Source organism: Arthrobacter sp. StoSoilB5 (assembly GCF_019977235.1).
Classification (GTDB): domain Bacteria; phylum Actinomycetota; class Actinomycetes; order Actinomycetales; family Micrococcaceae; genus Arthrobacter.
The window spans coordinates 2091259-2112630 of the sequence record NZ_AP024646.1 but is presented as its reverse complement, the minus strand read 5'-3'; the positions used below and the strand labels follow the sequence as shown (position 1 = coordinate 2112630).

Annotated in this window: 17 protein-coding genes and 1 pseudogene; 9 read left to right on the top strand and 9 right to left on the bottom strand. The window is 60.2% G+C overall.

Going from position 1 to position 21372, the window contains the following annotated elements; translation table 11 throughout:
• Window positions 1–964: 964 nt before the first annotated feature.
• The 3 genes from LDN75_RS09600 to LDN75_RS09585 all read right to left on the bottom strand — a co-directional run bounded on the left by LDN75_RS09600 (window position 965) and on the right by LDN75_RS09585 (window position 3985).
• Entirely contained in the window at window positions 965–1882 is a 918-nt protein-coding gene (locus LDN75_RS09600) for a hypothetical protein (protein WP_223937061.1), read from the bottom strand.
• 1270 nt (window positions 1883–3152) lie between these two features.
• Window positions 3153–3587, bottom strand: a complete 435-nt coding sequence (locus LDN75_RS09590; RefSeq protein ID WP_223937060.1) for a hypothetical protein — start codon at window positions 3585–3587, stop codon at window positions 3153–3155.
• Window positions 3588–3631: 44 nt separating this feature from the next.
• The gene (locus tag LDN75_RS09585) at window positions 3632–3985 is read right to left on the bottom strand and encodes a hypothetical protein (protein ID WP_223937059.1); all 354 of its coding nucleotides are present in this window, start codon (window positions 3983–3985) and stop codon (window positions 3632–3634) included.
• A gap of 522 nt (window positions 3986–4507) precedes the next feature.
• On the opposite strand from LDN75_RS09585, the gene LDN75_RS09580 reads away from it, so the two are divergent.
• Window positions 4508–5539, top strand: coding sequence for a DUF4192 domain-containing protein (locus LDN75_RS09580; RefSeq protein WP_223937058.1), 1032 nt, complete (start codon window positions 4508–4510; stop codon window positions 5537–5539).
• 305 nt (window positions 5540–5844) lie between these two features.
• On the opposite strand, the gene LDN75_RS09575 is transcribed toward LDN75_RS09580, so the two are convergent.
• A complete protein-coding gene (locus LDN75_RS09575) occupies window positions 5845–6951 on the bottom strand; it encodes a hypothetical protein (protein WP_223937057.1) in 1107 nt (368 codons plus the stop codon).
• 528 nt (window positions 6952–7479) lie between these two features.
• Window positions 7480–8229, bottom strand: a complete 750-nt coding sequence (locus tag LDN75_RS09570; RefSeq protein ID WP_223937056.1) for a hypothetical protein — start codon at window positions 8227–8229, stop codon at window positions 7480–7482.
• 94 nt (window positions 8230–8323) lie between these two features.
• On the opposite strand from LDN75_RS09570, the gene LDN75_RS09565 reads away from it, so the two are divergent.
• Window positions 8324–9607 (top strand): hypothetical protein, encoded by a 1284-nt coding sequence (locus tag LDN75_RS09565; RefSeq protein ID WP_223937055.1) that lies wholly within the window; start codon window positions 8324–8326, stop codon window positions 9605–9607.
• A 12-nt stretch (window positions 9608–9619) separates the two neighbouring features.
• Here LDN75_RS09565 and LDN75_RS09560 read toward each other — a convergent pair whose 3' ends face one another.
• Window positions 9620–9949 (bottom strand): hypothetical protein, encoded by a 330-nt coding sequence (locus tag LDN75_RS09560; RefSeq protein ID WP_223937054.1) that lies wholly within the window; start codon window positions 9947–9949, stop codon window positions 9620–9622.
• Between the two features lie 335 nt (window positions 9950–10284).
• On the opposite strand from LDN75_RS09560, the gene LDN75_RS09555 reads away from it, so the two are divergent.
• From LDN75_RS09555 to LDN75_RS09540, 4 genes and pseudogenes are all read left to right on the top strand, one after another.
• A complete protein-coding gene (locus LDN75_RS09555; RefSeq protein ID WP_223937053.1) occupies window positions 10285–10512 on the top strand; it encodes a hypothetical protein in 228 nt (75 codons plus the stop codon).
• Window positions 10513–10540: 28 nt separating this feature from the next.
• Window positions 10541–10800 (top strand): annotated as a pseudogene (locus LDN75_RS09550) (hypothetical protein); the annotation flags it as partial.
• A complete protein-coding gene (locus tag LDN75_RS09545; protein WP_223937052.1) occupies window positions 10709–12484 on the top strand; it encodes a DUF6119 family protein in 1776 nt (591 codons plus the stop codon). The pseudogene LDN75_RS09550 and the gene LDN75_RS09545, both read left to right, overlap by 92 nt.
• 11 nt (window positions 12485–12495) lie before the next feature.
• Entirely contained in the window at window positions 12496–12789 is a 294-nt protein-coding gene (locus LDN75_RS09540) for a GntR family transcriptional regulator (RefSeq protein ID WP_223937051.1), read from the top strand.
• Window positions 12790–13293: 504 nt separating this feature from the next.
• Here the strand turns inward: LDN75_RS09540 and LDN75_RS09535 are convergent.
• Complete coding sequence (locus tag LDN75_RS09535; protein WP_223937050.1) at window positions 13294–14100, bottom strand: enoyl-CoA hydratase/isomerase family protein; 807 nt, start codon at window positions 14098–14100, stop codon at window positions 13294–13296.
• A gap of 115 nt (window positions 14101–14215) precedes the next feature.
• Window positions 14216–15550 (bottom strand): MFS transporter, encoded by a 1335-nt coding sequence (locus LDN75_RS09530; RefSeq protein ID WP_223937049.1) that lies wholly within the window; start codon window positions 15548–15550, stop codon window positions 14216–14218.
• 419 nt (window positions 15551–15969) lie between these two features.
• Here LDN75_RS09530 and LDN75_RS09525 point away from each other — a divergent pair, with 419 nt between their 5' ends.
• The 3 genes from LDN75_RS09525 to LDN75_RS09515 are packed head-to-tail and all read left to right on the top strand — an operon-like array spanning window position 15970 to window position 19577.
• Window positions 15970–17490 (top strand): MmgE/PrpD family protein, encoded by a 1521-nt coding sequence (locus tag LDN75_RS09525; RefSeq protein ID WP_223937048.1) that lies wholly within the window; start codon window positions 15970–15972, stop codon window positions 17488–17490.
• Window positions 17491–18417 (top strand): methylisocitrate lyase, encoded by a 927-nt coding sequence (prpB, locus tag LDN75_RS09520; protein ID WP_223937047.1) that lies wholly within the window; start codon window positions 17491–17493, stop codon window positions 18415–18417.
• A gap of 17 nt (window positions 18418–18434) precedes the next feature.
• Complete coding sequence (locus LDN75_RS09515; protein ID WP_223937538.1) at window positions 18435–19577, top strand: bifunctional 2-methylcitrate synthase/citrate synthase; 1143 nt, start codon at window positions 18435–18437, stop codon at window positions 19575–19577.
• Window positions 19578–20315: 738 nt separating this feature from the next.
• Here LDN75_RS09515 and LDN75_RS09510 read toward each other — a convergent pair.
• Window positions 20316–21308, bottom strand: coding sequence for an Ldh family oxidoreductase (locus tag LDN75_RS09510; protein ID WP_223937046.1), 993 nt, complete (start codon window positions 21306–21308; stop codon window positions 20316–20318).
• Window positions 21309–21372: the final 64 nt, after the last annotated feature.

Genomic DNA, 21372 nt, shown 5'->3' with positions numbered 1-21372 from the left:
GGTATGTAGCCGACCTCGTCCACGATGATCAGTCCGGAGCGACGCAGCTGGACGAGCTCCTGCGGTAAACGCCCGTTCTGGTGCGCGCGGCCTGAAGCCGCACAACCCAGTCAATGGCGGTGGCAAACAAAACCCCTGGCCGAGCTTTGCCGCGCAGTCCGAGCCCGGTCGCAAGATGGGTTTCCCGGTTCCGGGCGGGCCGAGCAGGAGGATGTTGGACGCGTCGGTCAGGAACTCCCCAGTTGGCAAGGTGGGCGACGGTGTCGCGCTCGAGGCCTGACTGGTGGTCGAAGCTGAAATTCTCCAACGATTTAGGGGCCGAGAACCCTGCGGCCCTGGCATGGGCTTCGACTCCGGAGGCTCCATTGCCCGCCGCAAGGAACATCCTGGACGAACCCACTCGCAAAGGGGTGGCCCCAAACCTCGGCGGCAGCATCTACGATCCGGTGGGAAAGCTGACTGTTCAATGCCCTAGGCATTGTTGCTGAGTTCGAAGCCACCTTATCCGTGCAAGAACAAGGGAAGGAGTGGCCGTGGCCAAGGCCAAAGACAGGCTTCGGGGAAAGCAACCGAACCTCTCCTGGGCCCAGGAAACTATGTCGTTAGCCGGCATCGGGATGTGGCTCCGACCTCGACCGAATTCGCGGAACTCTTCGGCGTCGCCCGTCCCATCGCCTACCGGGCCATTCAGCGCGCCGCCCAGAAGGCGTCCCGCTGCGACCGTGGGAGACGAACCGTTATTCTCTTCTTGCACGCATCTTCCGCCGAGGCGAATTAGGGTAGATAACGGACCAGAAGGATCGACGCGCTGCGGTAAAAACTACTTGGTCGGGGAGATCGGCGTAGTTCAGATACTTGGTTTTGATTGAAATCCACCAAAGCCTGCAGGACAGCGCATGGATGCAACAACTAGGCCTTGGCCCTTCCGTGTCTCCGAGCGGTTATCGCCCTAGCAACCTAGGAGCTAGTCATTCCCATATTCGCCCTCTTCTGCCAGCACCATTGATTCATCCATCTGTATTGTAAAACTTTCTGGCAATCCCGCGAGTTCGATTAATTCGTATTGTTCAAGAACCAGTTGGCAGCCTTCGCATGTGAAATATGATGAGTACACTTCCGCTTCGCCCCAGCGCGATATATCACCAGACTCTGGGTCGTAATAACCGTCAAGACGGACGTTATGTATCTCTTCACCCTCTAGCAACCCAACATTGCCGCATGCAGGACAGAACTCATTGGCGTCGTGCTCCAATCCCGCTGACAGGTAGGTCTTCCACTGCTTTCGCTCGCGTTCCGACAGCTTGCCTTGCACTTTTTGTGCATACCTTTGCCGGGCACGGCCGAGAAGCGATTCCAACCGTTCTTCCATGTACTTCTTGTTACCCGCAAGGTATGTCAATGCGACGTCTTCCCGACTTCCCCCAACCAAGTCCTCGATTGTCTTGTCCTGCGCGTCGATAAGAATCGTCGCCAAACTCCAGAACTCCTGCCACCAATTAGTGGCAGGATTCCGCCCGAAACCAATTCCTCCACCATGCAGGTACTCGTTTCGACCAGCGGAGATACGCTTTGCCTTGTCGGCGTCAAAGGGTGGGAATGCGCGTTTGCACCGAATGAAAATTGTGGTTGCGCTGACCGATACGAACTTTGGATCACCATCCCCGAAGCCTGCCGCGGCAAGGATATTCTTGCCGTCTTCGGTTGGATCAGCAATCAGAATGGGAGAGATCTTCGAGAGGGCAGATTTGCCAAGCAGTTCCAGGGCAAGAGACGCCCATAAAGCCTGCTCGTCAAAAGACCGGTTTTTATCGTCATCCATGGCGCGGTTGAGGAAAAGCTTTGCCTTAAGCCAAAGAGCCTCGTGGTCATACGACATGCTCACTGTGCCCCCTCGATTCGGAACGTTTTTCGTACAAGCACGCGTTCGGTGTCGCCCTCAGTGACGGTGGCGCGCCCGTGCAAGACGGATCGGTTATCTATAACGAGAAAGGTATTGGGCTCCTCCCAATTGAACGAAAGGGCGTTGACCTGAATGGACTTGAAATATTCCGCGACCCCTCGAGCTCTGGCATCGGCGGGCTCCATAATGGTTGGGTCGTACCGGAGTCTTTTGCCCTCCAAAGCAGGCGCTAGAAATGCCCATGGCCCGCTTCCGACGACGAATATGCCGTGCTCAAAGTCCCCAACGGGCGGTCGCACTGAGGGAAGGGCTCGCCGTCCTACAAACTGCCACAATTTCGTAGGCGTCTGGTTGGGGGTTTTACAGAAAAGGACAATCGCATCTGGCGGAGTAGGCATGTGGGAACCGTCCACATGCAAAGGCTGCTCATTCAGTCCGTGTATTGCACTAATGGATCTCGGGTTTGCCGCTGTCCTAGTAACAGGACGAAGCACTGTAGTCGGTCCTTCACCATTTCGCGTCGCGACGGCGTCCCAACCACAAGCGGAGCTTTGCAAGTCCAACTCGCGTAGCTCACCAGTGCCCACTGCCCAGCCTTTTTGTTTGGCTTCGTTCCACAAATCTTTCAAAATCATCAGCGCCCCCTTAACGTTCCTTAAGCTGTAGTCCGCTCATGCGTCACGCAGAACTACATGAGGCTACATGAGTCGGTGCCCACGGCGTGTCAAGCCCGCATCAAGTCTTCGCCGTCCGTCCTCGCGACGAGACGAACCCCCAACCGTGTGGGCATGTTGACACCCGGCACAGGATAAATGAACGCATGTCGACCAACCGGGAACTTCGACAGAACCGGAACGTGAAGCCGGCATAACCTGGGAAGGGGCCGGCGGTGGACCCACCAGCTGGGGCACTGAACCCGACACCCCTACATATGAATGGGCCACGGCGGCGGCCAGAGCACAGGCCGCGCACCAACCGGCAGAGACAACGTGTGCCCGCTCATGAAGCGAAGCTCCTCTGACGAGAGGGGTTTGCGTGATCAAGTTGGAACTCGAGCCGCATTCCCGGCACTCAAAGTGTCTGGGAACCAGCGGAGACGGAATTGCAAGCAGTTCCAGGTTGTATATTGCCTCAAGAGCGCCTTGTCCATACTGCTACGAGGTCGTATCGGTAGAGGCTCCCCGGTGGTTGATTCGAGGGCCGGACCTCCGGTGCTGCTCCAACAAATATCGAGGGTATGAAATCTGCCTGTTCAGGCCGGCTCGGCCACCATATCTTCCCCGCCCCGCTCCTTCAGGTAAAAACCCAACTGTGGGTCAAAAACAGGGAGGGCGCTCCGCTCCGCGTCCCGAACGGGTCGTCCTGCAAAGTGGTTCAGAACGTCCCCACCCCCCGTTGGAGATTTCACTAGGAATAACTGACTGTTCAAATGGCGATAAACCTTTCCCAGTTGCGGCACTCCTCCCACTGTAGGAAATTTTTCATCAACAGCGATCTCCGAAAGTGCGTGGTACGGCTCCATATCAACTTTCACGCGTGTAGCGCTCTTGGTACCAAAAGCCTTCTGAGTGATTTGACGAGCAGCCCTTACCGCATCGGGATCATCCCCTACAAAAACGTACTTATGCGTGGTACTACTGATCGACTTGTCATACCGGAATGCGCCGTCTGCAGGGCTATACTTCAAGATCCAAGCTTTAAAGCGTGAGGTCTCCCAGTCGTAACCGCCTATTAGAAAAAATTGTCCGGTGGATCCATGGGGGAGGTATAACCGGCTGGAAACCCGTGGATTGCATCGTAGGACTGTTGAAATACTCTCAGGGTGTCGGCCAGTAAGAAACCCAGAGGTAATCGCCGTTCAGAACTGAATTCCGACGCTTCTATGGCAGAAATCATCTGCATCATCAGAGGGTAAGCGTACTGAGTATCACCAGCGAAGGCAAAGAGGGCATCCGTTCTTGGTAGCGTGAAAACCTTCTGTGCGTGGTCCGTCCGCTGACCATTTCCACTCAATCGACTGTCAGAGGCGATCACAAGTTCTTCGAGTTTCCCGACGCTCCGTATAAAGGCGGTGAGCAGCGTCATTTGCTCCCCCTCCGTAGTTCTGCCTTGGCCATTGTGCACTGCTGCATGCGCGAGACCCCAGAAGGAACTTTACACGCACGAAGGAAGCCGTCATCGCTCTTTTGTCAAGAACTGAAGTCCGGACTCCTAGTGCGAAAAGAGTGTCCGCCCCAGTAGCCGCCGAGGTGCGGACAGACGTCAGACTCCTACTGCGCCAGTGTCAGGACACAGACAAACGGTGGAAAAAAAATTACCACTGCCATGTCGAGACTTTAAGTCTCTCTACTCAGGCGTAGAGCAGGAGCGTTCGGTAGCAGCCCAGTGGACCCGTTTCCTGCGGGCGACCGCTGCAACCCACAACGACTGAACCGCAGCTCGACATATTCACGGCGTGCGCGTCTCTCGAACAGTTGACCAGTGCCGGAGCCCGACCCCGGCGGGGTTCTGTCATGGTGAACCGAACGTCAAGCGCCCATGGATAGCTGAGGGCGACAGGAAGACGGGCCCTTCAGCAACAACAAGAACGCACGAGGAGACAGGAATATGAGCGCGCTCACCATCAAAGACCCCGCCGACCTGCTCAGCTTCATCGGCCACACCATCGGCTTCTGGCCAACAGAAAGCCTCGTCTGCATCACCCTGGACAAAGACAAAGTCGGCGCCACTCTCCGCATCGACCTCCCCCAACAACCAGGCTACGAGGTCCACTTCGCCCAAACCGTCGCCGCTTACCTCACCACAGACGAACAAGCCAACGGCATCATCTTCGCCCTCTACACCACCGAACAACCAGCGCCAGGCGAAGCACGGCCGCACCGGGCCACCATCGCAGCCCTCACCGGCGCTCTCGCAAGAGAAGGCATCACCATTCGCGACGGCATCTACGTCAACGACACCACCTACTCCCCCTACGACACCCGCCCCGGTGAGAACATCGCCATCCCGATCAGCTCCACCGAATACTCAAGGGTCAACGCCGAATTCATCTACCGCGGCAGCACCATCGCACCCACCAACCAAGTGACTCTCCCGGCGGCGCCCTACAAAGTGGAGGACGCGACCGCCGTCGGACGCTACATGGAAGCCATCACGACCCGCCCGCCGGCGGCAGCGATGGAAGAGGCGCATCGGCTCTGGACCGGAATGCTCACCACTAAGGATTACCCCACCGATCAGGAGGTCCTGAAGCTCATCGCGTACTTCCAATTCCCGCATATCCGCGACCAGCTCATGGCCGACATCCCTGGCATCGACGAAGCACCCGAGCGGATCCTCTTCGCCCAAACCACCACAGCACCGAACTGGTCCAGGATCGAATCGGCCCGTGACCTGCTCCTCCACACATACACGCGTACCAGCCCCGAACACGCAGCCCCCATCCTCACCACCATCGGCTACATCAACTGGTGGGAAGGCAGAGGCTCCAAAGCCCACCAATACCTCCAACTAGCCCTCGACACCGACCCCGGCTACCGCTTCGCACGCCTCACCGACCACATGCTCGGCGCCGGCATCATCGCAGGCTGGAACACCAACAAAAACACCGCCTACCGAAACAACATCAACATGCCATGACCGATACGGGGCAAAGGGCACCTATAAGGGCCCAACTGCGGTCGCGGGCAGAAACTTGGACCCGGCGACGCGGCGCAGGCTCGTCAGCCTGATCGTGGAGCCGCTGGTGCACCCCGTCGGCAAGGGCTGGCACGACCAGAAGGGCATCAACCGGGTTCGGGTCGAGTGGGCCTGGCTGTAGGAGCGTTGCTGACTGCTGCGCATAGGCCGCTTACCTGACTCTTCAAGTATTGAGGCTCACTTGCAGGGCGCCTGTTTGCCCATATCAGTCAGCAACAGGAAGCACACCGGGCACGGGGAGCCGGTCAGCCGCCGCTCGATGACAGCTTGGCGCTTCTGCCGGTCCGCCCCGGAACCCTCAAGGCGGTCGCACGGAACTCAGGCACGTCCTCGTCGTCGAGCTCGTCCTCATCAGGAATCGAGACGACGGCGACCCCGGTCGGCTCAATGCCTTCGAGCTGCCAGTTGTGGTTCCATCTGATCGCGACCGTGACATCGATGTGCGCCATCGACAGAGGTACGACCTCGGGCGCCGGCGCGTACTGGACCGGCGCGATCTGGAGCTGCTCGACGATCACCATCGAGATGTCCCCGAAGATGCGCAGTTCCGCAAGCCCGTAGCGGTTCGTGTCGTCGCGGGCGATGCTGAAGTCGTGGATCTCCGCTATGTCTACATGGGAGAGCAGGATCGCCGACATGCGCGGAGAGGTATCCCCCGCGAGCCGGGCGGTGCCCGACTGGAATTCGACACCCAGATCGTCGAACGCCATAGCCTGGCCCCGGTCGGCGATCTCCTCGTTCAAGAACAGGGGAACGTCTTCCATCGCGCGCACGACGAGGTCCTCCTCAGCCGGCTCGAATGCGTTGAGCTGAGGCAGCAGCTGGCCCACACCGTTCGCGACCAGCGCGTCCTCGCACCGCGCCTTGCACGCGGCGCGCAGCCGATCGTCCTTCGTGAGCAGCACCGCCGCACCCTCGGCCGTGTAGACCTGGTCTTCGACGCACGCAAGAACGACCGCATCGGCGGCCCCGGTCTTGGTGCCCGCTTTGCGCTCTCCAGCGCCGATTTGCAGGACCTGCTGCATCAGGGCATCGCGCCACACGCCTGCGGGGGGCGACCAAATCGTGGCTCTGCCACGCAGCACTGATTCGATCCTTGTGACCAGCTCTTCGATGTCCGGGATCTCCGGGAGCGGGGGCCGCGCAACCAGCGTCTCGTCGACCCGGTGGAGTTTCATGACCTCCGCGAGCGACTCCTGTGCGAGGCGCGCGTGCTCCGCCCACTCCCACACGACGACCTCAGGGACCACGATCTTGGCACCACGGCTCGCGACCTCGATCAAGTCGTTGAGGACGCGTTCGTTGTAGTGCCCGTGCGGAAGGGCGTTGGTATCGAGGATCACGACAGTCATGGGTAGCGATCATAACTTTTCGCAGTAGCCGCAAGCCACCTCCCGACAGAGCAGATTCGACCCAGTCAGGGACGATTTCTCAGCCGCTAGGAGGATGCAGCCTGCTCCGCGGCCCGAGCTAGTCTCCGATGAGGACGCGATCTTCGACCATGACGACCCGGCGAGCAGCCCACCCACGCATGACTTCCTAGAGAAGGGCTCGCGCTGGCCGAGCGCGTGCACGCCGAGCTGTCGGCCCAGTGGGTGGTCACGACGACGGACCCGGTCACGAGGGCGGACGTCGTGCTCCCTGTGGAGAGATGACGGCCCGGTTCCGGTGTCACCCCTCCCGCCGCCAGTGCTCGGAAGCGGCCTGACGGAGCTGCAGGGCGAAACCGGGCTCGAAGCGCTCAATCTCGTCGTCCGCGGGCAGCTTGCCCTACACGACGGCACGTGTGAGCGCCAGGGCCTCGGTCAATCTGGACCGACGGTGCGCGGACCGACTATCTTAGCCCTCTTCCGGTGCCTGCCACGTTAGCGAGGAACGCGTCAACGGCTTTTACGTCCCGAAATGAGGTCGTACGGCCCGATCCGTCCGCCGCCACGCGGACGATCCCGCCACCCCGGGTCTAGGATGTCGAGCTGATTGTTCCAAGCCAGCCAGACCTCCTCCGCGATGGTTCGCATCGCCGCGCGCAGCGTCTCTCGCACGAAACCGTCGTCTGGCGCGGCGGGCAGGCCGAACGCGATCCCGGAGCCTTCGCCATCGATGAACGGCGCAGCCTGCGGGACGGACTTCAGCAGCTTGACGAAGCGCGCCTTCAGCAGATCGACGTGCGCGCCGCCGTCCTGGTTCGCGAGCATGTCTACGATGTCGGCCCGCGAGATTTGCTCCCCGTTCCCGACCATCACAGGCGCGGTCCGCCACCAGGTCTCGAAATCGAGCAGCAGGCCGCGTTCGAGAATTTCCGACTGCGGCACCGGTATGACCGCTAGCTCCATCCCGTCCTCGAGGACACGAGCGCGGAACACGACGAGCGAAGTGAACATGATCGCACTTCGCGCGTCGCGACCCCCATTCGAGTCGATCCAGCGGAGCTTGTCCTTGACTCCCATCTGCTTCAGCAGGCTGGAGCTCCGAGACGTATCATGGACCAGAACTCTCACGGTCACCGCGAGCCTGTTCCCCTCGGCCGCTCCGCCTGCGTCGTAACGGGCAGCACTGACCTCGATATTCTCGATCTGTTCCTTTAGGCGGACACGGAGCTCGCTGAGATGCTCCTCCTCGATTTCGACCATGTTGTCATGCTAATGGGCATTATCGGAACTACTCTATTGCGCGGACAACAATGCCCAATATGCCACCAAATGGCGATGTGGATATTCTTCAGTCATGAACGAAGAGTCTGACGAGCCTGAGGACCTGCGCGAGCCGGCCGACGAGGTCGAGCTGATCACAGACGGAGACAACCTTCTCGTCGCCGGCAGTAGCCGACGTGCCGTCGAAGGCTTCATGCATTCGGCCGGCCTGCTTGAGCGCGCGAAGGAACTCACCTCACTCGTGTCGATGCGAAGCTCGGCCGCCGAGATCACCCACACGGTCGCGGACGCCGTCGCGGAGTCGGGGCTGTGGGTCAAGCTCACCGAGGAGTCGGCTGAGGCGATCAAGGAGTTCGGCCTGACGGAGACCGATGTCCCAGGCGTCGCCTACGCGATGGCGGGCCGCCCCGGAGACATCAAGCAGTGGTTGAAGATCAGCACGTCGGCTGGCGCGAAGCTCACGAACCCGGGGATGCTCTCCGGCGTCGCCGGCCGGCTAGCCCATGCGGCGAGCCAGGCCGAGGCCGAACAACTGCGCGAGCTCCTGGAGTCGCTCGACGGAAAGATCGACAAGGTGCTCCGCGGTCAGCGCGACGCCATCATCGGCCCGTTGAACGGCGTCGAGCGGCACCTCCGTTCCGCCCAGACTTTCCTGCGGGTCCAAGGCGAGATCGACTTTCAGGAATGGGACAAGCTCTCCGGCGCTCCACAGAGGATCCGTGAGATACAGTCCACCGCCGTTGAGAAGCTACGAGGCGTCGCCGCCGACATGGAGCAGCATAAGCGCGTCGGCGACCTCGACTCGCACCTGCCGGAGCTCAGGGATCAGGTCGAGCTATGGGTCGGGGCAATCGCCCGGTGCTTCACCGCGCTGGACGACTTCTCCGCTCTCGAGCTGGAGCACACGGCTGCGATCTCCCCGGGCAGGCTCGACGCGAAGCGGCGGGCAATCCAGGAGGACCGGATAGAGGCCATCACGGAGCTATCGGCCGGCGTCGCGGAGATGATGAGCCAGATGGAGGCAAGCGCCGACCGCGCGAATGCGAACAGGCTGCTCCACCGGAAGAAGTCGCCCCGGGTGCTCGGCATGATCGACGACTCGCGAGGGCCGGTCAAGAAGCTCTACGACACCCTCGGGCTCGAGATCGACTGGCACTCGATTACCGCAGCGCAGTGGCACGAGGCGCTCCTGGAGCTCGTACAATGGAAGAACGCTTTTGCCGAGGGCGGCGCAGTCACTTGGGAGAAGGGCAAACCGGTGCTCAAGGGACTCACCATGGCAGGGGCAATGGCGCTCCTCACTGCTGTGATCAGCGGCAAGGGATCGGGCTCGAACACGGGTAGTTCCCAGGCCTGAGTCATCGAGCGATCATCGCCGTTGACTGAAACGGATCACGTCGGGAAGGTAGTAGACGACGCCGTGGGCTTCGGTGCAGGGATCCTGGCCCACGCAGATCGGGTGCGCCTTCATGAGCATGTGCTCCTCGAAGGCCTGGTATTTGTCGCTGAATCGCTCACGCAGCTGTGCGCGGCTGTAGTCCAACGCGCAGGCCAGAGCGATGAACCCGGACGAGGCGGCCTCGAGCACCGCCCACGGATACTGCGCTGAGCCGACGCAGCGTGACGGGCTGGCGATCTGTTGCAACGCCCGCAGATTCGGGAAGCGCCCAAGAGCCAGCTCGTAGCGCTGCTGCGACACCAGCACCGCCCGGAGCAGGCACCGGCTCTCCGGCGGGCCACGTCGAAGGCCGACAGCTCCTCGTCGCAGACGCCAGTCTTCCGGGCCCGCACGCGGGCCGAGCGACGCATCGGCTCTGCAGTCTCCTCCGGCGTCGAGCCGACGTGCTCGACGTGGCGGTCGAAGTATCGCCACAGCGCGTAGTAGTCGGCGGGCGACCAGTTCGTCTGGTCCTCGCAGTAGATCTGGTCGATCATCGCTGCGACTCCGCTCCGTGTCGTTGCACTGTCCATCTTCTCGCGGGCCGGGTCCGGGCGCTTGACGGCGCTCAGCCGTGCCTATGTACGGTCGTGGGCGTGGAGCACGACCCTACCGACAGAGCACCCGCGACCACCGAGATCGTCGACCTGCGCGGCGGCAGGGGCTGGGAACTTCGGACCGAGTCCGGCGAACTGGTAGTCGTCGACCGCGGCTTCAGCGCCAACGGCGGAAGAATGCGCGACCGCTGGAAGGTCGGGCCCGGCGGCGCGTTGCCGCGGCTCTTCTGGGTTGGCAGGGACGGTGCGTCCCTGTTAACCGGCTAATCCAGTCATTTATCCCTGTGAACTCATGGACAACGCCGCCATGGAATCCTTCTTCTCGCTGCTCCAAAAAGAACATTCGGGACCCTCAGCGATGGCAAAAGCCAAGGCCTCCGGCTGGCCAACAGACTTTGGATCGAGTGGACCTGCCACCGCCGGCGACGACAAAGACGCCTGGGCAAACTCACGCCCATCGAATATGAAACAATCAACCGGACCGCGCTCACAGCGCCCCAAGACCCCGAGTCAACTACAGCCGGTGCACTCCCGGATTCGAACCGTGAACGTTAGGGTGGTCTTGGAAGACGAACTAGTCAATGGGGGAAATGTGGCCGTAGATAAGCAACCAGCGAAGCTCCGGTTCAATTGCTATCTACTGCGCGACGGCCTCCAGAATGTCGAGACGGCGTTACGCGCAAAGTATCGTCCTTCCGGGAAATCTGCGCTTCAAAGGATCGAAGGCTCCCTCGGTGCACCAGGAGGTGCCATCGCCTACCTTGGAACGCCAACGGAGCGAACGCCGAAGTGGGCTGAAGAGCTTGATGCCCTATTCCCGGGCGTGGCTCAAATTACGAACAAGTCTAATCGGCTGATCATCTTCCTGCCCGTGGCTACGAGGTGGTTTGCAATCTGTTTCGGCTACGGATCAGGTGCACTGGAGTGGGAGGTGGTGGAAGGCAACTTCGGGCTGCGCCTCGCAGCCCGGCGATTCCAACCAGACGACGTCACCGAGTTCCGCAGTCGCCGCATAGACGCCTCCGCTCGCACTCAATCAGTCCAAGTTCCAGTCGGCACGGACCTCAAGGAGATGGGCGTCGAACTGGAGGGTGAATTCGTCCGCAAACTGTCCGGCCGACTCGAATCTCAGGGCATCGATGACTTGAGCGGGGCTGTTGTGGCGGGTGATTCCATCGCGTTCAAGGCCGGGACGGATTTACATGCGGTCCAAACGGTCCTCCAACAAATGCTCATCAGCGTCACCGATTCCTCGGCCCGCGAGGAATTCCAGTTCGTAGATTCACTGGAACCCCTGCGAACCAGCGAGCAGATCACTAAGGACTTGGACGCCCGCCTGGCCAACGAAGTTCTTGAACATGAATTGGAAGACGGAAGCGCCACTCACCTGAGTAAGCAAGTCTTGGAATTCGCGCCACCGGATGACGTACGCATCGATGAAGTCGAAGAAATCACCGTTAACTTTAGTGGAAAAGCGGTAACGATGACCGAGTTTACGTTGAGTGCGCTCCGGTCGGCGCTGACGGAGGTGGGTGTTCGCCGCGGAGTCAGCTATCTCAAGAGTGTCCGCCTGATCGCCCGGAGTGCAGACGGTGACGAACGCAGCCAGCTTCTACCACTTAGAAACTGGCTGATATTCGAAGTCGGGGACGCCACAGTCAGATACGTGCTTACCCTTGGTCGCTGGTTCCGTCTCCAAGAGGCTTACACCACAAAACTGAATGCCGATCTGAAGAAGATCGACGACGTCAGTAATGTCCTGAACTTACCGGATACGACTCCAAAGGAATACGAGGGCGTCTACAATGCTCGTGCAGCGGAGGAGCGATCAGAGCTGCTGTTGATGGATACAGTGCCCGTTATGACGGAAGACGGAACCATCGTTGAAGCCTGCGATCTTCTCCATATTGATGGACACCTCATTCATGTGAAGCGATACAACGGCAGCCAAACGCTCAGCCATCTGTTTTCCCAAGGAGCTGTGTCAGCAGAGCTCCTCAATGAAGATCCAGCGATGAAGGCCGACTTCGTTCGCCAGATCTCACTCCGCGACCTGGCTTTTGAAGCAACTGCCACGGCGGCGCCAGTGACGGTAACGTACGCCATCGCAATCAAAGACAGCTACGATTTACCGCTTGACTTGCCGACCTTCAGCAAAGTCAACCTCCGCGATTTTGCAAAACGGCTTCGACGCATGAAGGTTCGTCCTACGGTCGCACGCATACGGGTCATCTCGTAATCGTTTGGCCGATGAACTACTGCCAATCCTTGAAGGAGATCTCCGCCATCTCCGCAACCAAGTCCGGCGGTTCGTTGTGCAACGGCTTCGTTTCCGGAAAGCTCCCGGCCGGCGCCCGCCTGCGGGAGACGGATCTGGCAAACCAACTTGGTGTGTCCCGCGTCCCGGTGCGGGAAGCCATACGCGTGCTCGAGGTCGAAGGACTGGTCTCCACCGTCGCACGCGGCGGAGTTTTTGTCGCGAGCCTTAGCTTCAAGGATGTTCAGGATTTCTTTGAAGTATCGGGAGTGCGCTCCCCATTCTGAACAGGATACCCAAGGAGCGGACCTGCACAATGTGGTCCATGCTTCAAGGGGCTGCAGACAGACCCTCGCGATTCCATGAACCGAGCTACAGCCTCGTTCGATCAAGCCTTCGCGTTCGATGATGGATCCCTGTCCTTAGCCAGTACATCGGAGCCTCCCGCCCGGGGAGGGCTGCGTTCAGCCGCGGCCTCAACCCACTCTTTCCCCGCAATCAAACTGAGCAGCTCGGCGTCCCACCGAGAGTTACGCCAGCCGACGAATGTCGAATCTGAGGCGCTGCCTTGTGATGCGTATTGACCCTGATCACGGAGACTAAGACCCTGCTGCTCTCTGCGGGCTGGAGATACGGAGAATACAGGCTTACATGTGCTCAGATGTCGGCGTTTAATGCACCCAGTAGAAGCGGGCTGCGAGAGTCTCGTAGGGTGGTTGGGAGTCTTTGGCGAAAACGCTCGCCTGGACTGCGAGTAGCGGCCAGACGAGCGTTTCCGGAACTGAGCTGAACTAGTGCTCGAAGAGCTGGGAATGACGTCCTGTCCACTTGAATTCAGGGGACCGCTTTCCCAGGAAAGCTGCGACACCTATTTCGGGCTCGCCGCTCAGAGTCACTTCACGTTGCCATAAAGCGTGGGTCTCTCCGAGGCCCTCGTCATTCTCGGCGATAACGTCCACGATGTTCTTCATGGCTTGAATGGACAGCTGGGAACGAGAGGCAAGACGCCTGGCGAATTCGGCAACTTCTTGCCAAAATCCGGACCGAGGTACTACGCGTGCCACGAGCCCTAGCGACTTTGCTTCTGAAGCGGTGATGAAATCCCCACTAAAGAGCAAATACTTCGCAGCAGCCGGCCCGGCTAGCCTCACAAGCCGTTCGATGCCGGACAGTGGGTAGATTATGCCAATTTTTGCAGGTGTGATGCCGAAGGTTGACTGATCGGAGGCAACTCGGATGTCGCAGGCACCTGCGATCTGCCACCCTCCGCCTATGCAGTGGCCGTCGATGGCGGCGACGGTGGGCTTCTGGAATCTGGCCAGAGCGTTTTCTGCAGCGGTGACATTGCCACCATCGTGCCCGCCCGTGTGCGGATCATGCAGTATGTCGTTCAGGTTAGTAATGTCTACACCCGCGGAAAAGTTAGCTCCCGCCCCGCGTACCACCAATACCTTTACCGACTCATCGACCGACAACAGGAGGAGCAGGCGTTCAAGCTGCTGCCACATGTCCTTGGTCATTGCATTGTGCCTGCGCGGATTGTCCAGCACGACCGTGGCCACCGGGCCGTTGAATTCGACCCGGACGGTTCCTGTCACGGCTTCTTGGGCTTGCGGTTGTGTGTTCATGCGGTGATCTCTTCGGGCCTTTCTTCGGTGGCGGCTCTTCTTCGAGGCCAATTGTTCATGAAACCTCGTGAAATCACTTTGTTCGTCAGATAGATTCTTTGATCGCGCCGGTACCGGAGACGGTGGAAGTTTCGTCCTGCGCCGAAGTAGCGTGGCTTTTCACCAAGGAGACACAGATTATGCTGACTGCAACCGCGACCAGAGCATAGATAGTGATGCCAGTTGAGGACCCGGTGACGCCCAGTATCCAGGCCGCGACGAACGGGGCTATTCCGCCACCTACGATCCCAGAAAGCTGGAAGCTGAACGACATCCCTGTGTACCTTGTTTCCGGCGGGAATATTGTCGACAGGAAACCGGCATACGGTGCCCAGAATGCTTTTCCTGCGATACCACAGGTGAACACAGCAGCACCAATTGCAATCCCGGGCTGGCCAAGGTTCAGAAGCGGGAAGTAGGCGGCGACTCCAATTCCGAGACCAACCAGTCCGATCAGCGTCATTTTCCGCAGGCCGATCCGATCTGCGATCAGCCCGAAGACCGGCACCAGGATCACACCAAGAGCCGCGGAAACCATGGTGGAAACGAGAATTGCTGAACTTTCCATCAACCCACGTTGGGTCACGTAGGTGATAGCGAAAACGGTAACCATGTAGAAAGCTACGTCGTTTCCTACTCGGCAACCCATGGAGAGTAGGAAGTTCAGTGGCTGAGCTCGAAGCAGGCTAATCAACGGTTGACGGACCGGGGCTTCGATCGCCGCCATGCGCTTCCTGAATTCGGGAGTTTCTACCACCTTCGCGCGTGTCCAGACGCCGACGACAATAATCGCCATCCCTAGGATGAACGGCACGCGCCAACCCCAAGACATCAGAGCATCTTTGGGCAAGTTCATGGAAACCAAGGCGAATGCGCCATTGGCAAGCAAAACTCCAAGTGGATCGCCAAGTTGCGGAAGGCTACCGAGCAGCCCGCGATTCTTGGTTCCCGTTGTCTGTTCGACGGCCATCAGGACGGACCCGCCCCACTCACCGCCCAACGAAAGCCCCTGTAATATCCGGCATGCAACCAACAGCACAGGCGCCCAGATGCCGATCGATTCGTATGAAGGAATGAGCCCGATACCACCGGTCGCAATCCCCATGCCGGCGAGGGTGAAGATCAGGATACGGCGGCGGCCAATGCGGTCACCAAAATGGCCTGCAATGATCGCTCCGATAGGGCGGGCTACAAACCCCACTGCGAATGTGGCAAATGAGCTCAGTAGCCCAACTGCGGGCGAGCTTCCGGGGAAAAACACGTGCGGAAACACAAGAGCTGCGGCAAGTCCGAACAAAATGAAGTCGTAGAACTCCAGCGTACTGCCGAACAGGCTTGCTAGCAGTGATCGGCGAACTGAGCGCCTTGATTCTTTAGACATAGTGCCTTCTTCGATGTGGATGGTGATGCGGCTAGCTTCGTAACGTTCCGTATATCGGTTCTTGCCTACCAAAATCGGAACGTGACTAAGTTCACTCCGTCGAGTGACGTATGTCAAGTGCTTTTTCAAAATGCCTCCTAGATCGAACCCTGCGCATGCGCCAGCTTTGGGCGGCAGCCCCGGGAACAAACGAACAAGAGAGGGCTAACAAGAGAGCGCGGCCACAACCCCGGCGTCGGGAACCCGCCCGCCCCCCCCGGCCCCCGGATTTGGGTGAATCACAGTCCCAGATTGGATTCATACCCGATATACGGACCGGTAGAGCGATATGCGGTTGTCGGCTATGATTCTTAAACAGATCACAACAACGGGTCAGGCGCCGCACAGAATCCGGGAAGCGCCCTGCCAGGAGGAGCATCATGGTCAAGAACAACCACGTCCGCGTTTACAAGAGCGAAGAGAACCTCCCCCGCGAGGAACAACTGGCGCATAAAATCGCCGTGGTCGCCGCCGACCCCGTGGAAGTATCTGCAGAGGTCACGGACATGGTGATCAACCGGATCATCGACAACGCCTCGGTCGCGATCGCCTCGCTGAACCGGGCCCCGATCGTCGCAGCCCGCGCCCAAGCCCTCACCCACGCCCCGTCCGCCAACGGCAAAGGCGCCAAGGTGTTCGGCATCGAGGAACGGGTGTCCCCCGAGTGGGCCGCCTGGGCCAACGGCGTTGCAGTAAGGGAACTGGACTACCACGACACGTTCCTGGCCGCGGACTACTCCCACCCCGGGGACAACATCCCCCCGATCCTGGCCGTCGCGCAGCACGTTGGCTCCAACGGTGCCGACTTGGTCCGTGGTATTGCCACCGGCTACGAGATCCAGGTGAACCTGGTCAAGGCCATCTGCCTGCACAAGCACAAGATCGACCACGTGGCACACCTTGGCCCGTCCGCCGCCGCCGGTATCGGCACGTTGTTGGGGTTGGATGTTGAGACGATCTTCCAGTCCGTGGGCCAGGCCCTGCACACCACCACCGCCACCCGGCAGTCCCGCAAGGGCGAAATCTCCACCTGGAAAGCCCACGCCCCGGCGTTCGCGGGCAAGATGGCCGTCGAGGCCGTGGACCGTTCCATGCGTGGACAGACCTCCCCCGTGCCGATCTACGAAGGCGAAGACGGCGTCATCGCCTGGATGCTGGATGGCCCGGACGCTTCCTACGAGGTTCCGTTGCCGCTGCCCGGGGAAGCGAAGCGCGCGATCCTGGACACCTACACCAAGGAACACTCCGCCGAATACCAGGCCCAGGCGTGGATCGACCTCGCCCGGAAACTCAACCGCGAGCACCCCGAAACGACGGACCCGGCCAACGTGGCCTCCGTGCTGATCAAGACCAGCCACCACACCCATTACGTGATCGGCTCCGGCGCCAACGATCCCCAGAAATACTCCCCCACCGCATCCCGGGAAACCCTGGACCACTCCATCCCCTACATCTTCACCGTCGCCCTGCAGGACGGCGCATGGCACCACGTGGACTCCTACGCCCCCGAACGCGCGGCACGTCCGGACACCGTGGAACTGTGGCACAAGGTCACCACCGTCGAAGACCCGGAATGGACCCGCCGCTACCACTCCCTGGACATCGCCGAAAAAGCCTTCGGCGGGTCCGTGGAAATCACCCTCAACGACGGCACCGTGATCACCGATGAAATCGCCGTGGCCGACGCGCACCCCCTCGGCGCCCGCCCGTTCGCCCGCGAACAATACGTCAACAAGTTCCGCACCCTCGCCGCCGGGCTCGTGGAAGAGACTGAAATCGAACGGTTCCTCACCGCCGTCGGGCGCGTCACCGAACTCGGCGAAGGCGAACTGGACCAACTCAACATCACCGCAGCCCCCGGCGTGATCAACCTCAACAACGCACCCAAGGGACTGTTCTAAATGCTGTACTCCAAAACCACACCCGAACAGAAACGCCTCAAACTCCGCGAACTGCTGGCCTCGGGCACGGTGCAGCAGTTCCCGGGCGCGTTCAACCCGCTCTCCGCGAGGCTGATCGAAGAAAAGGGCTTCGCCGGGGTCTACATCTCCGGCGCAGTCCTGGCCAACGATCTCGGCCTGCCCGACATCGGCCTGACCACCCTTACCGAGGTGGCCACCCGCGCCGGACAGATCGCCCGCATGACCGAGCTGCCCTCGATCGTGGACGCCGACACCGGATTCGGCGAGCCAATGAACGTGGCACGCACCATCCAGGAACTCGAGAACGCGGGCCTGGCCGGCTGCCATATCGAGGACCAGTTCAACCCCAAGCGCTGCGGGCACCTGGACGGCAAGAACGTCGTGGACGTCGACACCGCGGCCAAGCGCATCCGCGCAGCAGCCGACGCGCGGCGGGACCCGAACTTCCTCATCATGGCCCGCACCGACATCCGTGCCGTCGATGGACTGCAGGCTGCCCAGGAGCGCGCCAAAGCACTGGTGGACGCCGGCGCGGACGCGATCTTCCCGGAAGCCATGCGTGACTTGAGCGAGTTCCAAGCCATCCGCGACGCCGTGGACGTACCGATCCTGGCCAACATGACCGAGTTCGGCAAAAGCGACCTCTTCACGGTGGACCAGCTCCAGAGTGTTGGCGTGAACATGGTCATCTACCCCGTCACCCTTCTCCGCATTGCCATGGGCGCCGCAGAGCAAGTCCTTGATGCGCTCAAGAACGATGGAACACAACAAGGACAGCTGGGCAGCATGCTCACGCGTGCGCGCCTCTACGAACTCGTGGATTACGAGGCATACAACCAATTCGATACCGGCGTATTCAATTTTGAAGTGCCGTCGTTGTTCAACATGACGAAGGAGTCATTGTGACAGTTCAGCAGGATGCCCTGCACACACCTGAGATCCGTCAGGGCCTCGCCGGGGTCGTGGCGGACTACACCGCCGTTTCCAAGGTCAACCCGGACACCAACTCCCTGCTATACCGCGGATACCCCGTCCAGGAACTGGCAGCCAAATGCAGCTTCGAAGAGGTCGCCTACCTGCTGTGGAACGGCGAACTTCCCGACGAGGAACAACTGGCAGAGTTCACCGCCCGCGAGCGGGCGGGCAGAGCGCTGATCCCGATTGTCAAGGATGCCATCGATGGACTCCCTCTAACAGCCCACCCCATGGATGTGTGCCGGACGGCTGTTTCGGTGGTCGGGGCACGGGACGAATTGGCGGAGGACTCGTCCCCCGAAGCGAACATGAAGAAGGCAATCGACCTGTGGGCCGTCATGCCCGCCATCGTGGCGTACGACCAGCGCCGGCGTCGCGGCCAGGACGTCATCGAGCCACGGCAGGACCTGGATTACTCCGCGAACTTCCTGTGGATGACCTTCGGAGAAGAACCCGTCGATGAGGTGGTTGAGGCGTTCAACGTCTCGATGATCCTGTACGCCGAGCACTCCTTCAACGCCTCAACGTTCACGGCCCGGGTAGTTACCTCGACTCTCTCGGACCTGCACTCGGCCGTGACAGCGGCCATTGGAGCGCTGAAGGGCCCCTTGCACGGCGGGGCCAACGAGGCCGTCATGCACACCTTCGACGAAATCGGCATCCGCACTGAGGAGTCCCTGGAGGACGCCGCCGCTCGGGCCCGCACCTGGATGGAAGAGGCGCTGGCGCACAAGAAGAAGGTCATGGGCTTCGGGCACCGCGTCTACAAACACGGCGATTCGCGAGTCCCCACCATGAAGGCTGCCCTGGACAAGATGATCGCGCACTACGGTCGGCCGGAACTGTTGGGACTCTACAACGGCCTGGAGCAGGCCATGGACGAGGCCAAGGCCATCAAGCCCAATCTCGACTACCCCACCGGGCCCACCTACCACCTCATGGGCTTCGACACCCCAACCTTCACACCAATCTTCATAGCTAGTCGCAGCACCGGCTGGACCGCACACATCATGGAGCAGATTGCTTCCAATTCACTCATCCGCCCGCTGAGCGAATACAACGGTCTCGAGGAACGGGTGGTGCCAGCATGACCGCCGAGGCCCAAGTGGCAACGGCGCCCACCAACGAGGTCCATGTGGCCGGGCTCGCACTGGCTCCTCACGTCCCATCGTTCGACCGCCAACCGAACCCTTCGTTTGCAGGCACGGTGGATTCTTCGGCAGTGGAGGAGCTTGCAAGCCAGGAAGATTGCCCTCCGAACTGCAGCTATTGCACATGCCCAGAAACGGACTAGTCACAACGTTTCCGGAACGGCGGCTGACCGCAGGTCCGGACAAGGCCCCCTGATTTCACCGCCAAGAGAATGGCCCAAACCAGTGCGGCCTTGAACTCTTGGATGCCGGCCAGCCAGAGATCGGTCCATTCGCCAACCAAGATCAAAAGCATCGGTCCGGGCGGATACTCCTCCGCCCGGACCGTCGTCGTTGTCACACCGGCTCTGGCGTCGCCAACTCTCAGCTCGGATTGATCATCGAAGCGAGCTGGAAACCTGGAGTTGGCTAACACCTTCGCCACAAGCCAAGGCCTAGGAACCCGAACCAGTGACAATCAAATCTTGGTTCTTCGCCACCGTCGTGAACCGCATGACGCCTGAGGTTCTAACGTTTCAACAGCGGCGACCCATCTTCCGCGCAAAGAAACCCGACACATTAGGTGGCAATTGCGCTCTTGCCTTCTTGCCGGCGTCGTCGGGCACTCTGAGCTGTGTGTGAGACTGAAGTTTTGCGTCAGGGCGTTGCCTGCGCTGACCGCCCGCGGGCGGCTTCGTGTCAGGCGCCAGCCAATATTTGAGCACGCTCCCAAAGAAGGCTATTGACGGCTACGCGGCTTTGCTTTGACTTCCCGGTGCCAGGCAGCCGGGTGCCAGGTTGGGCTTGTACTGCTGTCTGCAAAATATCAAGCTTCCTTTCGAACGCATCCCCTGCAATCGCTGTTGGATCGAGCAGCAGGCAGAAAATTCCCAACCCGTGAGGGGGGCCAACGGTAGCTTGCAAGTTGGAGGTGTGGAGCGACATGGCAGAGTCGGTGAAGAATGAAGCCAGAATTTCGACCATTAAACCGATGCTAAAACCCTTTGGGCCTCCAAAAGGCAGCAAGCCTCCCGCAAGTGCCTCCGATGCGCTGGTGGTGGGCTCGCCCTTTGGGGATACGGCCCAGCCCTCCGGTATTGGGCTGGAGGTCCTGGCGGCTTCCCTGATATGGCGTAGGTTGGCCGAACTGGTGCATTGGTCGAACTGGAATGCTATACCGCCTCTACCGTCCGGGACTGACATAGCGATTGGGTTTGTTCCCAGGACGGGCTTTGTTCCGCCCGGAGGAACGACGCTGGCTGAGGCGTTAGTGAAGGCAACGCCGACGTACCCACGCTCGGCTATCAGTTCAGGGAAGTATCCGAGTGCACCACATGTGTAAGCATTACTGATGGCCAAAACAGCGACGCCGTGCGATTCCGCTGCCAGGAGCGCGTCTGGGAAGCCGAGCGCAAAAGCTGGCTGGGAGAATCCGTTGTTTGCGTCAGCGCGAATGAGGCCTGGTTTAACACGATGGGCCGATGGCTTTGCCCTCCCGTCCACTCTTCCGCTGGCAAGCTGGGCGCAGTCGAGCTCCAGATGTCGCAGTCCACAATGTGAATCTCCGTATTGTTCTGCCCGTCGAAGGGCTTTGGCGACCTCGACCGCTGCGCTTTTGGTCGCGCCATGACGTTGGAGCGCGGCGGATGCCGTCAACTCCAGATCTCCAACTGACACTGTGATTGTTGGCATACGAACATATCCTCCAAGGATAATTAGTTATAACTGTCTATCAACGGGCAAGGCGCCTTTAGCC

Bases quoted from the DNA above. Each gene is read 5' to 3' on its own strand.
- LDN75_RS09585 (WP_223937059.1), bottom strand. From the start codon at position 3,985: ATGACGCTGCTCACCGCCTTTATACGGAGCGTCGGGAAACTCGAAGAA.
- LDN75_RS09580 (WP_223937058.1), top strand. From the start codon at position 4,508: ATGAGCGCGCTCACCATCAAAGACCCCGCCGACCTGCTCAGCTTCATC.
- LDN75_RS09575 (WP_223937057.1), bottom strand. From the start codon at position 6,951: ATGACTGTCGTGATCCTCGATACCAACGCCCTTCCGCACGGGCACTAC.
- LDN75_RS09570 (WP_223937056.1), bottom strand. From the start codon at position 8,229: ATGGTCGAAATCGAGGAGGAGCATCTCAGCGAGCTCCGTGTCCGCCTA.
- LDN75_RS09565 (WP_223937055.1), top strand. From the start codon at position 8,324: ATGAACGAAGAGTCTGACGAGCCTGAGGACCTGCGCGAGCCGGCCGAC.
- LDN75_RS09545 (WP_223937052.1), top strand. From the start codon at position 10,709: ATGAAACAATCAACCGGACCGCGCTCACAGCGCCCCAAGACCCCGAGT.
- LDN75_RS09540 (WP_223937051.1), top strand. From the start codon at position 12,496: ATGAACTACTGCCAATCCTTGAAGGAGATCTCCGCCATCTCCGCAACC.
- LDN75_RS09530 (WP_223937049.1), bottom strand. From the start codon at position 15,550: ATGTCTAAAGAATCAAGGCGCTCAGTTCGCCGATCACTGCTAGCAAGC.
- LDN75_RS09525 (WP_223937048.1), top strand. From the start codon at position 15,970: ATGGTCAAGAACAACCACGTCCGCGTTTACAAGAGCGAAGAGAACCTC.
- prpB (WP_223937047.1), top strand. From the start codon at position 17,491: ATGCTGTACTCCAAAACCACACCCGAACAGAAACGCCTCAAACTCCGC.
- LDN75_RS09510 (WP_223937046.1), bottom strand. From the start codon at position 21,308: ATGCCAACAATCACAGTGTCAGTTGGAGATCTGGAGTTGACGGCATCC.